The organism is Micromonospora coriariae, assembly GCF_900091455.1.
Classification (GTDB): domain Bacteria; phylum Actinomycetota; class Actinomycetes; order Mycobacteriales; family Micromonosporaceae; genus Micromonospora; species Micromonospora coriariae.
In genome coordinates, this window is sequence record NZ_LT607412.1 from 550,147 (window position 1) to 562,234 (window position 12,088).

13 protein-coding genes are annotated in these 12,088 nt (G+C 73.8%); 8 read left to right on the plus strand and 5 right to left on the minus strand.

The window, feature by feature from the left end:
* Window positions 1-31 precede the first annotated feature (31 nt).
* Entirely contained in the window at window positions 32-1,639 is a 1,608-nt protein-coding gene (locus tag GA0070607_RS02565; protein ID WP_089016716.1) for a phytoene desaturase family protein, read from the minus strand.
* Window positions 1,640-1,711: 72 nt separating this feature from the next.
* Here GA0070607_RS02565 and GA0070607_RS02570 point away from each other — a divergent pair, with 72 nt between their 5' ends.
* The gene (locus tag GA0070607_RS02570) at window positions 1,712-3,145 is read left to right on the plus strand and encodes an aldehyde dehydrogenase family protein (RefSeq protein ID WP_089021607.1); all 1,434 of its coding nucleotides are present in this window, start codon (window positions 1,712-1,714) and stop codon (window positions 3,143-3,145) included.
* A gap of 90 nt (window positions 3,146-3,235) precedes the next feature.
* Here GA0070607_RS02570 and GA0070607_RS02575 read toward each other — a convergent pair whose 3' ends face one another.
* On the minus strand, window positions 3,236-3,637 hold the full coding sequence (locus GA0070607_RS02575; protein ID WP_089016717.1) for a ChaB family protein: 402 nt from the start codon (window positions 3,635-3,637) through the stop codon (window positions 3,236-3,238).
* 178 nt (window positions 3,638-3,815) lie between these two features.
* On the opposite strand from GA0070607_RS02575, the gene GA0070607_RS02580 reads away from it, so the two are divergent.
* From GA0070607_RS02580 to GA0070607_RS02595, 4 genes are all read left to right on the plus strand, one after another.
* Window positions 3,816-4,796: a YihY/virulence factor BrkB family protein gene (locus GA0070607_RS02580; RefSeq protein ID WP_089016718.1), complete on the plus strand. Its 981-nt coding sequence runs from the start codon at window positions 3,816-3,818 to the stop codon at window positions 4,794-4,796.
* Between the two features lie 100 nt (window positions 4,797-4,896).
* A complete protein-coding gene (locus GA0070607_RS02585; RefSeq protein WP_089016719.1) occupies window positions 4,897-5,313 on the plus strand; it encodes a DUF2795 domain-containing protein in 417 nt (138 codons plus the stop codon).
* A 49-nt stretch (window positions 5,314-5,362) separates the two neighbouring features.
* Window positions 5,363-5,824: an SRPBCC family protein gene (locus GA0070607_RS02590; RefSeq protein ID WP_089016720.1), complete on the plus strand. Its 462-nt coding sequence runs from the start codon at window positions 5,363-5,365 to the stop codon at window positions 5,822-5,824.
* Window positions 5,825-5,929: 105 nt separating this feature from the next.
* Window positions 5,930-6,187: a hypothetical protein gene (locus tag GA0070607_RS02595; RefSeq protein ID WP_089016721.1), complete on the plus strand. Its 258-nt coding sequence runs from the start codon at window positions 5,930-5,932 to the stop codon at window positions 6,185-6,187.
* On the opposite strand, the gene GA0070607_RS02600 is transcribed toward GA0070607_RS02595, so the two are convergent.
* Entirely contained in the window at window positions 6,142-7,470 is a 1,329-nt protein-coding gene (locus GA0070607_RS02600) for an MFS transporter (RefSeq protein WP_089016722.1), read from the minus strand. The two genes, GA0070607_RS02595 and GA0070607_RS02600, sit on opposite strands and share 46 nt — an antisense overlap.
* A gap of 158 nt (window positions 7,471-7,628) precedes the next feature.
* On the opposite strand from GA0070607_RS02600, the gene GA0070607_RS02605 reads away from it, so the two are divergent.
* Window positions 7,629-7,838, plus strand: coding sequence for a hypothetical protein (locus GA0070607_RS02605; protein WP_089016723.1), 210 nt, complete (start codon window positions 7,629-7,631; stop codon window positions 7,836-7,838).
* Here GA0070607_RS02605 and GA0070607_RS02610 read toward each other — a convergent pair.
* The gene (locus GA0070607_RS02610; protein ID WP_089016724.1) at window positions 7,835-8,284 is read right to left on the minus strand and encodes a hypothetical protein; all 450 of its coding nucleotides are present in this window, start codon (window positions 8,282-8,284) and stop codon (window positions 7,835-7,837) included. The genes GA0070607_RS02605 and GA0070607_RS02610 overlap by 4 nt on opposite strands.
* Window positions 8,285-8,445: 161 nt before the next feature.
* Here GA0070607_RS02610 and GA0070607_RS02615 point away from each other — a divergent pair, with 161 nt between their 5' ends.
* Window positions 8,446-8,799, plus strand: coding sequence for a DUF6401 family natural product biosynthesis protein (locus GA0070607_RS02615; protein ID WP_089021608.1), 354 nt, complete (start codon window positions 8,446-8,448; stop codon window positions 8,797-8,799).
* A gap of 117 nt (window positions 8,800-8,916) precedes the next feature.
* Here the strand turns inward: GA0070607_RS02615 and GA0070607_RS02620 are convergent, their stop codons facing one another.
* A complete protein-coding gene (locus GA0070607_RS02620) occupies window positions 8,917-9,729 on the minus strand; it encodes a mechanosensitive ion channel family protein (RefSeq protein WP_089016725.1) in 813 nt (270 codons plus the stop codon).
* A gap of 197 nt (window positions 9,730-9,926) precedes the next feature.
* Between GA0070607_RS02620 and GA0070607_RS02625 the strand changes: the two genes are divergently transcribed.
* Complete coding sequence (locus GA0070607_RS02625; RefSeq protein ID WP_089016726.1) at window positions 9,927-12,062, plus strand: ATP-binding SpoIIE family protein phosphatase; 2,136 nt, start codon at window positions 9,927-9,929, stop codon at window positions 12,060-12,062.
* Window positions 12,063-12,088: the final 26 nt, after the last annotated feature.

Below are 12,088 nucleotides of genomic sequence, written 5' to 3' on the forward strand. Positions count from 1 at the left end.
CCGTTCGCGGGGCGGGCCGGCCAGGGCGCGGTCAGTCGGGGTAGACCGCCCGGTGCGCGGTGGCGATGGCGGCGGCGTAGGCGCGGCCGGTGAGCGCACGGTCGCGCGCGAGCGCCGCACGGGCCGCGTTCGCGCCGGGCGCGCCGTGCACCCCGCCGCCGGGATGCGCCGACGCGCTGGCCAGGAAGAGCCGGTCCACCGGGGTGTCCGCCCGGCCCAGGCCGGGGATCGGGCGCAGGAACAGCTGCTGGTACGCGGCGGCGGTGCCACCGCCGAGCGTGCCGCCGACCAGGCTCGGATTGCCCTTCTCCAGGTCGGCCGGGCCGGCCACGTGCCGGCCGACGATGAGCTGCCGGAAACCCGGTGCGGCCGCCTCCAGCACGTCCTCCATCCGCTGGACGTGCCCAGCGACCTCCTCGGCCCGCCAGTCCCGGCGGAACGGCAGGTGCGTGTACGACCAGAGCGACTCGGTGCCCGGCGGGGAGTGGCTGGGATCGGCGACCGACATCTGCCCGAGCAGCAGGAACGGGTCGCGCGGCAGCTCGCCGCGGGCCAGCTCGCCGGAGTACCGGGTGAGTCCGTCCAGGTCGGCGCCCAGGTGCACGGTGCCGGCACCGGCCACCTCCCGGTTCGTCCACGGCACCGGCGCGCTGAGCGCCCAGTCCACCTTCAGCGTCGAGCCGTCCCACCGGAAGTGCGCCAGGTCCTCCACCAGGCGCGACGGCAGCGCCGCCGCGCCGACCAGGTCGAGGTAGAGCGCCGGCGCGGGTACGTCCGCGAGCACGGCCCGCCGGGCACGCCACAGGAGGCCGCCCTCCGTGCGCACCCCCATCGCCCGGCCCCGGGCGGTGAGCACCCGGTCGACCCGGGCCCCGTAGACGATCCGGCCGCCGCGCTCCTGCAGCCGGGCCACCAGCGCGTTGGTGATGTGCTGCGCGCCACCGTCGGGCACCGGCCAGCCGACCTGCTGACCGAGCATGGCCAGCAGCCAGCCGTACACCCCGGAGCCGGCCTCCTCCGGGGACAGGTCGGTGTGCAGGGCGCAGCCGGCGAGCAGCGCCGGCCCGCCGTCGCCGTCGAAGAGTTCGCCGCCGAGCTTGCGGACCGGCACCACCAGCCGCCGAGCCAACCGCAACGCTCCGGCGACCCGCATCCGCCGCAGCAGAGCCAGCCCGCCCCGCACCGGTGGGAACGGCGTGGTGATGGTCGTCAGCATCGGCTCGGCCACCTCGAGCCAGTCGGTGTACGCGTTCAGCCACCGCTTGCCGTCACCGGGCGCGAACCGTTCCAGCGAGGCGGCGGTGACGTCCGGGTCCCGGTTGATCACCGCGGCGCGGCCGTCCGGGAGCAGGTGCGCCAGCACGTCCGGCGAGTGCCGCCAGGACAGCCCGTACCGGTCGAGGTCGAGCCCCGCCAGCACCGGCGAGGAGTACCCCAGGGGGTAGAAGGAGCTGTAGAGGTCGCTGAGGTAGCCGGGCGCGGTCACCTCGGCGGAGCGGACCGCGCCGCCGGGCACCGCGGTCGCCTCCAGCACCACGACGTCCCATCCGGCGTCCGCCAGCAGGTTGGCCGCTACCAGGCCGTTGTGGCCGGCCCCGACGACGACGGCGTCCGCGCTCTCCGCGCCGGTGGTGGTCATCCGATCCGCCTACCCGGCGTGCAACCGGGCGAAACGCGTTTGCCTCGCCGGGGCCGGGGCATCCAGCGTCGCATGTACACGGTTGCGCAGTTGATAGGCGGGGTGTGGGGCGCGGGCGGCGGGGGTGGTGAGCTGGTCGTGCATGATCCGGCGGACGGTTCGCCGGTCAGCTCGGTGCCGGTGGCGACGGCCGACGAGGTCGCCAAGGCGGTGGGGGCGGCGCGCGAAGCGGCGGCGGAGTGGGCGTCGACGGCGCCGGCCGCGCGGGCGGCGGCGGTGCACCGGGCCGCGGACGCGGTGGCGGCGGTGACCGAGGACCTGGCCGCGGCGGTCACCGCGGAGATGGGCAAGCCGCTGGCGGATGCCCGTGGCGGCGTCGAGGCGGGCATTGGCACCCTGCGACAGTACGCCGAGCTGGCCCCGCTGCGGGGCGGGCGGACGCTGCACGGCGAACCGGACGCGCTGGACTTCATGACCCCGCAGCCGCGTGGCGTGGTCGCCGCGATCACCCCGTGGAACGACCCGGTGGCGGTCTCCTGCGGTTTGCTGGGCGCGGCCCTGGTCACCGGCAACGTGGTGCTCTACAAGCCGAGTGAACGGACCCCGACGACCGGGTGGCTGCTGGCCCGGGCGCTCGACCAGGCCCTGCCGGCCGGGGTGCTGTCCCTGCTCACCGGTGGTCCCGAGGTCGGTGCGGCGCTGGCCGGCCAGGAGGTGGACGTGGTGGCGCACGTCGGGTCCACCGCCACCGGCCGGGCCATCGCCGCGGCCTGCGCCGGCACCGGCGCGAAGGCGCTGCTGGAGAACGGTGGCAGCGATCCGCTGGTGATCGACGCCAACGTGGACCCGATCTGGGCGGCGGAGCAGGCGGCGCTGGGCGCGTTCGCCAACGCCGGGCAGATCTGCGTCGCGGTGGAGAGGATCTACGTGCACCGGGACGTGGCCGAGGAGTTCGTGGCCGCGCTGGTGGAGCGGGCCGAGGCGCTGCGGATGGGCCCGGGCCGCGACCCGGAGACCGAGGTGGGTCCGCTTGTCGACCGGCGGCACCGCGACCACGTGCACGGTCAGGTCACCGCGGCGGTGGCGGCGGGCGCGCGGCTGCGCACCGGCGGCGAGCTGCCGGACGGTCCGGGCTCGTTCTATCCGGCCACAGTGGTCGCCGACTGCCGACACGACATGCCGCTGGTGCGGGAGGAGACGTTCGGGCCGGTCGCCCCGGTGGTGGTGGTCGACTCGTTCCACGAGGCCCTGCGCTGCGCCGCGGACTCCCCGTACGGGCTGGCTGCCACTGTGCTGACCGCGTCGATGAGCCACGCGCAGCGGGCCTGGCGGGAGCTGCCGGTGGGCACCGTGAAGGTCAACTCGGTGTTCGGTGGCGCACCGGGCGGCGCCGCGCACCCGCGTCGGGCCAGTGGGCAGGGCTTCGGGTACGGCCCGGAGCTGCTGGACGAGTTCACCGCCACGAAGGCCGTACACATCGAGCCGCCGGGCGGTGGGCACTGGTGATGAACGGTACGGGCGGGCGCGGGGCCGCCGCGTCCGCCCGTACCGCATGCGTGTGCCGCCGGCGTGGGCCGCGCACCGGCGTCGCGACGGTCAGTCGCCGCGGGCCTTGCGGGTGGCCCGATCGTTGGCCTTCTCGATCGCCTTGACCAGCTCCGGCTTGCTCATGCTGGACCGGCCGGGCACGTCCAACTCGCGGGCCACCGACATCAGGTGGTCCTTGCTGGCGTTGGCGTCCACCCCGCCCGCGGTGGGAGCCCGTCGTTCCGGCCCCCCGCCGGCGGCCTGGCGATCGCTCGGGCCCTTGCGGCCCTTCGGCTCCCAGTGATCGCCCACCTTCTCGAACTGGTGCTTCACCGCGGCGAAGGCTGTGCGGTGCGACCGCTCCCCCTCGCCGTACGTCTCGACCGCCGAGTCGTGCGTCTTTTCCCAGGTGCGCTGCGCCTTGTCCGGGGAGCGTCGCAGCGTGCTGGGCAGGTCTTCGCGCCCGGGCATCTCGTCCTCCTCCGTGTCGACAGGATCACCGTGACCGTTCCCCGCTGACGGGGCGGCAAACCATACGCGGCGGCCAGCCGACGGTGGGCGTGTTTGTCGATTTCCCGGCGCGGGTACCGGCCGGGCCAGGCCCGACCGGATGACCGGTCATCCGGCGGCCGGGGCACAGGGAGCGGGCATGACGACCACGGATCCCGGTACGACGCTCGGCGGCACACTCGGCACCCGGGTACCCCGGCGGATACGGCAGCTGAGCTGGCGAACCTGGCGTGGGGTGGTGGTCCGCAGCGCGCGGAACTTCGTCGCCGACAACTGCTCCGACTGGGCCGCCGCGCTGACCTACTACGGAGTCCTGGCGCTCTTTCCGTCCGCCATCGTGGTGGTGGCCCTGGTCGGCCTGGTCTCCAACGGCGAACAGACCGTGGCCACGGTGGTCGACCTGGCCAGGCAGATGGGCGCCGGGTCGGTGGTCGCCGACGACGGCATCGTCAAGGTGATCGGTGAGGTGGTGGACCAGGAGAGCTCCGCGAAGGCGCTGCTCAGCTTCGGTCTGCTCGGAGCGCTCTGGTCCGCGTCCGGCTTCATCGGGGCGTTCACCCGCGCCTCCAACGCCATCTACGGCGTGACCGAGGGCCGGCCGGTCTGGAAGCTGCGACCGTTGCAGATCGGCCTGGCCGCGATCACGCTGGTGCTGCTCGCGGTGGTCGCCCTCGGGCTGATCGTCAGCGGTCCGGTCACCGACGCGGTCGGCGACCTGATCAACGCCGGTGGCCTGGCCCGCACGGTGTGGAGCGTGGCGAAGTGGCCGGTGCTCGCCCTGATCATGATGGTGCTGCTGTCACTGCTGTTCTGGATAGCCCCTAACGTGCGGCAGCCCCGGTTCCGCTGGCTCACGCCGGGCGGCGCGGTGGCCCTGTTCGCCTGGGCGTTGGCCTCCTTCGGCTTCGGCCTCTACGTCGCCAACTTCGGCTCGTACGACGCCACCTACGGCAGCCTGGGAGCGGCCATCGCGTTCCTGGTCTGGCTCTACCTGTCCAACTCGGCGCTGATGCTGGGGGTACAGATCAACGCAGAGGTGCAGCGCGGCCGGCGGTTGCAGGCCGGCGACCCGGACCCGGACGAGCCGGTGCTGCCGCCGCGCAAGCCCGCCGAGTCCTGAGCGCCGTACCGGGCCGAGTGTCCGATCCGGGGCCGGCCCCAGGGCCGGTTCGTGACCCGGTGCCGGTTTACCGGCCGGGGTGCCGGGTAGCGCAGAAGGCATGGAGCGTGGCAACAGCAAGCACGGACCGAGGATCGATGAGCAGATGAGCCAGGAGGTCAGCGGCCTCGTCCAGGGGCCGGGGACCGGTGGCTCTCGGGTCGACGAGTCCCGCGTGCCGGAACCGGCCGGCGAGGACCAGCCCGAGGCGACCACCGCCCCGGCGGGTGAACTGCGCACCGGCGCCCCGAAGGGGATGAGCTCCGAGGACGTCGAGCAGCGCAGCCGGCTGGGCCGTTTCATCACGATGAGCGCCCTGCCCGGCGACCGGGAGACGCTGGTCGCCAACGCGCGCGACAACGACGCGCCGGACGACATCGTGAGGGCGCTGGAGCGGCTGCCCGAGGGCACCCGCTACCAGACGGTCTCCGAGGTGTGGGCCGCGCTCGGCAACAAGAACGAGACGACCCGCTGGTGACCGGATCGTCCCCCGATCCGTACGACCGGCGGCCGAAGGAGGTTTCCTGATGAGTGGCGTTACCGAACACGTCGAGGTGTCCGTTCCGATTCGCACCGCGTACGACCAGTGGACGCAGTTCGAGGAGTTCCCCGAGTTCATGGAGGGCGTGCGGGAGGTCCGGCAGCTCTCCGACACGATGACCCACTGGACGGTGGACATCGCCGGGGTGAAGCGCGAGTTCGACGCGGAAATCACCGAGCAGCTGCCGGACGAGCGGGTCGCCTGGCGCTCCACCGGTGGCACCCAACAGGCCGGCGTGGTGACCTTCCACCGGCTGGACGAGGACAAGACCCGGGTCACCCTCCAGCTCGAGTTCGAGCCGCACGGGGTGGTCGAGCAGGCCGGTGACAAGCTCGGCATCGTCGACCGGCGGGCCAAGGGCGACCTGGAGCGGTTCAAGACCTACATCGAGCGGCGTGGTCAGGAGACCGGCGCCTGGCGCGGCAAGGTGGACCGCCCGCAGCCGTGATCCTGAGCAGCGATGTCCGATGGCCGCCGGAGTCCCCGGCGGCCATCGCCGTGTCTCGGACCAGCCATCCGTTTGCGATCATCGCGCCCGGGTACCGCTGATGGCATGAGCGACGACAGGGTGTGGCGCGACGAGGAACGGATTCCGCTGGAGGAACTGGAACGCGCCGTGGCGGGCTCCAGCATCGACGGGCAGGCCGACGACGTGACCGGCAACGACGCCGGCGAGGAGGCCGCCTTCGGGCACGGGCCGGCGGCAGCGGACCGCGGCGGTCAGGCCAGGGGCGCCGGCCGGGAGCCGACCGACCCCGACCGCGCCTACCGGCCGTCCACGACCGGCAGGACCGGACCGGACACCGGCTGACCCGCCTCGCCAGCGTCACCGGCCTGGCCGGTCCCGGCCGGAACGGGCGATGTGGGCTGATCCGGCCCGGCCACGGTGGGCGCCGGCCGCTGCGGGCCGGGCCGGGGGCCGCCCAGCTCGTACAGCACGATCAGCGCCAGCGCGAGCAGCACCAGGGCCGGGCCGAGTACCTGCACCGACACGTTGCCGATCAGCACGCCGAGCGCGGCCGGGACGAACGCCGCGCCCAGGCCTGCCGCGCCGATCTGGAGCCCGATGGCCCGGTCCGCGTGCGCCGCACCGACCCGCTCCGCGGTGGTGAGGGTGAGCAGCGGGAACACCGGAGCGGCGGCGAAACCGACCACGACCAGACCGAGCACGGCCAGCGCGGCCGGCCCGGGTACGGCGATCAGCGCCGCACCGACGGCCATCCCGGCCAGGCTGCCGCGCAGCACCAACCGGGCCCCCATCCGCTCGGCCACCACGCCCTGCACCACCCGGCCCACGAAGAGGCTGCCCCAGTAGGCGGAGACGCAGCCGCCGGCCACCACGGCGCTCAGCCCGCGCCCCTCGGTCAGAAGCAGGAACGCCCACAGTCCGGCGGACACCTCGATGGCCACGTACACCGAGAAGGCGAGCGCCCCCGACCAGACCGCGGGCAGTCGCAGCGTGGCCCGGATCGGGACCTTCACGGCCGGCTGGGCGGCCGCCCCGCCCGGATCGGTGCGGGCCGGGACGCCGCGCCGCCAGGCCCGCACGGTGAGGACGAACGCGGTGGCGAGGGCGAGCTGGGCGGCGGCCACTATGCCGTACCCCCACCGCCAGGCCAAGCCCGCGCTCAGCGCCCCGGTCATGATCAGCGGGCCGATCGCCACCCCCAGCCCGAAGAAGGCGTGCATCCAGTTCATGTGGCGCGGACCGAAGGCCCCGGCGGCGTACGCGTTGAGCCCGGAATCGATCGCGCCGGAGCCCAGCCCGAGCACCAGCGCGCAGCCCACCAGCACGGCCAGCCCGGGGCTCGCGGCGTACCCGGTCAGCGCCAGGCTCGCCAGCAGGGTGCTACCCGCGAGCAGCGCGCCCACCCCGACCCGGGCCAGCGTGAACCCGGCCAGCACGCTGGAGGCGAGGTAGCCGACGGTGCCCGCGGTGAGCAGCAGACCGACCGCCTCGGTCGGTACGCCGAAATCGGCGCTGATCGAGGGCCAGCCGACGCCGAGCAGGCCGTCGGGCAGGCCGAGACTGACGAAGGCGAGATAGGCCAGCAGGAGCAGCGAGGCGCGGGGCGGCGCGGGTGCGGTGGACACGGGAGACCATCCTGCCGCAGCCGCACCCTACCGCCAGCTCTGGCCGGTCGCCCCCGGCAACAAGAAGTGGTGCCCGGACGGTCGAGAAAACGGACAGCTCATCCAGAATCGGCCGATCGGAGGACGGCAAGCCGACGGGTTCGCGCAAGACTTTCGGGATGCATCAAGGCTCCGGAATCCTCTCCACGCGTCAGCGCCGGCTCGCCTGGCTCGGCTTTCTGCTCGCCGCACTGCAGGCACCTGTCTCCGCCTGGCTCGTCTCGGACGAGTCCTGGCTGTTCAGCCTCTGCGTCGCGCTGATGGTGGCCACCGTGATCATCGCCGACGACGCGGCGCGGCGCCGACCGGCCGACGCGGCCGGGGACTAACCCCCGTCGCCCGGGCGGGCCTCGTGCCCTGGCCGGCCCCGGCTGCGGCGTCGCTCCTTCATCTCCGCCTCGTAGAGGTGGCGCCGCCCGCCCACCAGCTCCTCGCGGGCCTGCCGGTCCAGCTCCCGGAACAGCGCGTGGTAGCCGTCGTCGAAGTCCTCGACGATCTGGAACGTCCACCGGCCGGCGATGACGTTGCGGCCCAGCAGCTCGGTGTCGATCCGGTCGGCGAACCGCGGATGCCCGGCGGCGCGAAACTGCTCCACCGCGTCGTCGAGCATCAGGTCGGCGTGCCCGATCAGCTGGTGCAGCGAGTACAGGTGCCCCCGGGCCCGCTCGACGCACTCCAGTGCCTCGCTGAGCTTGCCGAGCGCGGCGACCGTCGCGTCGCTCACCCCGGCCGGCCGGCGGTGCTGCTCGTCCGGCCCGTCCGCCTGCTGTCCCATCCGTTCCTCCGTGCTCTGTGCCGCCGTGTGCCGTGATTCTCCTGCTGCCCCGTCTGTGCCGGATCAACCCTCGCGGTCAGCCGGAGTCGGCCGGTGGCGTGGCCGACACCCGCCGAGTGGCCGAGGTCAGCCCGGTCACCTGTCGATTAGCCTCGGTCACCATGCGTGTGCCGTTCAACCGGGTCGCCTCCCGTACCGCCGTCGACTCGGCGCGGTCCACCCTTGCCGCTCTCACCGTCTCCGTGGGCACCGCCGGGCTGGCTGCCGCCGCCGCGCGCCCCGGGCTGCTGGCGCTTGTCGACCAGCACGCCGCCGCCGTGCGCGACAGCCTCGACGGCGACCGTCGTCCGCTGACCGTCGCGGCGCTCGCCGGCTACGCGGAGGGCGTCCGGGCCGCCGCCGTCGAGCACGGGTGGGTGCCGCCGAGCGGCCCGGTCGACTGGAGCGAGCCGGAGTGGCCGCTCACCCGGCTGGTCGCGGTCTGCGCCCTGGCTCGCGCGCTGGACCGAACCTGACCATCTGCCGACCGCTGTCGCAGGGACGACCGGCCGCAGCGCCGGTAACGCGCGCGGGGAGGGCGTCCCGCGCCACACGCGGAACGCCCTCCCGTCGACTGCGTGCTGTTTGCCCCGCTACGGGCGGTACTGCGTCGCCTGCTCCTCGACCTGCGGCATGGCCTGGGTGCGGTCGCCCGCACGGTCGGCCATCTGCCGCTCCATGTCGCCGCGACCGGCCGTGGTCGCCCGCCGGTTCTCCTGCACCGCCCGAGCTTCCTCGGCCGCCCGGTTCAGCCAACCCTCCCACCGGTTCTGCATGGGCCGCACCAGGCCACCACCGACACCGATGATCAGGATGCCGGCGACCGTGGCGAGCACCGCGATCAGCACCGGCGTGGTCACCGTGGTGGCGATACCCACCTGGTTCAGGGCGGCGATCACGCCGAGCGCGATGATGAAGATCGCCGTCAGGTCGGCCAGGACCTTGCCGTACGAGAGCCCGCCCAGCGCCCCGGTGACCAGATCCCGGACGGCGTTCGCGATCGCGGCCGCCACCACCACGATGACGATCGCCACGAAGGCGCGCGGCAGCCAGGCCACCACGCCGCTGATCAGGTCACTGATCGCGTTGGGTCCCCAGACTCCGAACGCGAACTGCAGCGTGAACAGCAGTACCGCGTAGTACGCCAGTCTGGCCAGGATGTCGCTCGCGTCGTACTTCGTTCTCTCCAGTGCCCGCTTGATGCCGCCGCGTTCGACCGCCTCGTCGAAGCGCACCCGTTCCAGCACCGTGTCCACGATCTTCAGGACCGCTCTGGCGATGAGCCAGCCGACCACGAGGATCACGATGAAGGCCACGGCCTTCGGAATGAAGAGCAGCACCGACCTCCAGGTGTCGGCGATGGCATCACCGATGTCGGCCTGCCCGACCGCGAGGGTTTTCAGCATGATGTCCCTCCTGTCGCATGGACTGCGCCGGGCGCATACCCGGCCACCGGTGCGGCAGTCCGCGCGGGTCGCCACGTTTTTTCCGACAAGTCGCCGGACAGGGGCCGTGAACTGCTCGAACAGGCACCGCGCCGGAGCCGCCCCGACCCGCCGCCATGATCGGATGCGGCTCTCCGACGGCCGGCTAGGCTGCGAACATGCCAGGAACGGTCGGGCGGGTCCCCACGCCAGCAACTCCGGTGCCGGGCGCATCCACCGGGTCGGGCGCCGCCGCCGTACTCGGCCATGACTGGGCCGGCACCCCGCTCGGCCCGCCCGAGCGGTGGGACCCGGCGATCCGGGCCGTGGTCGATCTGATCCTCGCTTCCCCGATGCCGATGGCGCTGGCGTACGGCGACGACCTCGTCCTGCTCTACAACGACGGCTACGCCGAACTGCTGGGCAGCAAGCACCCCATGGCCCTCGGCCGGCCGTCCGCCGAGGTGTACGCCGAGATCTGGGCGCTGCCCGGTGTCGGCGAGGTGATCGAGCGCGCCTACCGGCAGGGCGTACCGTTCCTGGAGAAGGAGAGCATCCTCCCGATGGTCCGCGGCCGCTCCGGCGTCGCCGAGCAGGCCGTCTTCACCCGGAGCTACTCCCCGGTCCGCGACAGCACGGGACAGATCGTCGGGATGCTGACGGTCGCCGCCGAAACCACCCACGTCACCGAGCAGCTGCAGAGCCTCAGCGAGGTCGCCGCCGCGCTCGCCGGCACCCTCACCCTCGACGACGTGGCCCGGGTGGCCCTGCGGTACGCGATCACCACGTTCGACGCCGACCAGGTCGCGTTCGCGGTCGACGAGGGCGGCGGCGGATGGCGGATGGTGCGCCGGGTGCGCGGTGAGTTGATGGACGAGGCCGACGAGCGCCTGCCACCGCTCTGGCGGCGCGTCCCGGCGGACTGGTCGGCCCCGCTGGTGGACGCGGCCCGCTCCGGCGGGCCGTCGTTCACCCGGGACGGGCAGCCGCTGCGGGAGACAGCGGTGGACCGTCACGACCAGAAGATCCGCTCGCTGGCCGCGTTGCCGCTGGGCACCTCGGTGGTCCGCGGCGGGCTGTCGGTCGGCTACCAGGTGCCGCACACCTGGTCGGCCGCCGAGCGGGCGCTGCTGGCCGCGTCGGCCGAGTTGATCGGCCAGGCGGCGGAGCGGGCCCGCCGGTTCGAAACTCAGCACGGCACCGCCCAGTTGCTGCAACGCAGCATGCTGCCGGCGAACCTGCCCGACCTGCCCCGGCTGCGGATCGCGGCTCGCTACGACCCGGGCGTGGACGGCAACGCGGCCGGCGGGGACTTCTACGACGCGTTCCTGCTGCCCACCGGCGGGCTCGGCGTCGTGCTGGGCGACGTCGCGGGGCACGACGTACAGGCCGCCGCACGGATGGGACAGGTCCGTGCGGCGCTGCGCGCGCTGGCCCTGGCCGACCCGGCCCCGGACGCGGTGCTGGCCGGGCTGGACCGGCTGGTGACCAGCCTGGGTGCGGAGGCCGGCACGCACGAACTGTTCGTCACCGTGGTGTTCGGGGTGGTCGACGCCGATCGGCGCGAGTTCACCCTGGCCAGCGCCGGGCACCCGGCGCCGTTGATCCGCCGCTGCACCCCGGACGGTCGCTCACACGCGGAGTACCTGGAGGTGCCGGTCGGCCCGCCGCTCGGGCTCGGCGGCCGGCCGGCCACCACCACCGTCGCGTTCCGCCCCGGCGACACCCTGCTGCTGTTCAGCGACGGCGTGGTGGAGCGCCGCAGGCAGAGCCTCACCGTCGGGCTGGACGCGCTCGGCGACGCGGTCGCGAAGGCCGCCGGCAGCGACCCTCGTGCGCTCTGCGCGGTGGCCACCGCCGCGGTGCCGGGTGGCACCGAGGACGACGTGGCAGTGCTGGCGGTTGAGCACGCGCTCAAGCCGAGCCGGTCGGCGAGCATGGAGGTGCCGGCGGAGCCGACCGCCCCCAGCCGCGTCCGGCACTGGATGACCGGTCAGCTCGCCGAGTGGCAGGTTCCCGAGGCGGTGATCGGCGCGGCGGTGCTGTGCACCAGCGAACTGACCACCAACGCGCTGCTGCACGCCGGCACCGCCGCCCGGGTGGAGATCGACCTCAGCCCCGAGCGGCTTCTGGTCTCGGTCGCCGACTCGGGCACCCGGGGGACCGTGACCCGGGCCCGCACCGACACGTTGAGCAGTCGCGGGCGAGGGCTCGGCCTGATCGAGCAGCTCAGCGACGCCTGGGGCACCGACCCGACGATCCGCGGCTCCACGGTCTGGTTCGAGATCCTCATCCCGCCGACCGAAGGTCACTGAGGCCCGGTTCGCACGCGCCGGGGGGC

Bases quoted from the DNA above. Each gene is read 5' to 3' on its own strand.
- GA0070607_RS02565 (WP_089016716.1), bottom strand. From the start codon at position 1,639: ATGACCACCACCGGCGCGGAGAGCGCGGACGCCGTCGTCGTCGGGGCC.
- GA0070607_RS02570 (WP_089021607.1), top strand. From the start codon at position 1,712: ATGTACACGGTTGCGCAGTTGATAGGCGGGGTGTGGGGCGCGGGCGGC.
- GA0070607_RS02575 (WP_089016717.1), bottom strand. From the start codon at position 3,637: ATGCCCGGGCGCGAAGACCTGCCCAGCACGCTGCGACGCTCCCCGGAC.
- GA0070607_RS02580 (WP_089016718.1), top strand. From the start codon at position 3,816: ATGACGACCACGGATCCCGGTACGACGCTCGGCGGCACACTCGGCACC.
- GA0070607_RS02585 (WP_089016719.1), top strand. From the start codon at position 4,897: ATGGAGCGTGGCAACAGCAAGCACGGACCGAGGATCGATGAGCAGATG.
- GA0070607_RS02590 (WP_089016720.1), top strand. From the start codon at position 5,363: ATGAGTGGCGTTACCGAACACGTCGAGGTGTCCGTTCCGATTCGCACC.
- GA0070607_RS02595 (WP_089016721.1), top strand. From the start codon at position 5,930: ATGAGCGACGACAGGGTGTGGCGCGACGAGGAACGGATTCCGCTGGAG.
- GA0070607_RS02605 (WP_089016723.1), top strand. From the start codon at position 7,629: ATGCATCAAGGCTCCGGAATCCTCTCCACGCGTCAGCGCCGGCTCGCC.
- GA0070607_RS02610 (WP_089016724.1), bottom strand. From the start codon at position 8,284: ATGGGACAGCAGGCGGACGGGCCGGACGAGCAGCACCGCCGGCCGGCC.
- GA0070607_RS02615 (WP_089021608.1), top strand. From the start codon at position 8,446: ATGCGTGTGCCGTTCAACCGGGTCGCCTCCCGTACCGCCGTCGACTCG.
- GA0070607_RS02620 (WP_089016725.1), bottom strand. From the start codon at position 9,729: ATGCTGAAAACCCTCGCGGTCGGGCAGGCCGACATCGGTGATGCCATC.
- GA0070607_RS02625 (WP_089016726.1), top strand. From the start codon at position 9,927: ATGCCAGGAACGGTCGGGCGGGTCCCCACGCCAGCAACTCCGGTGCCG.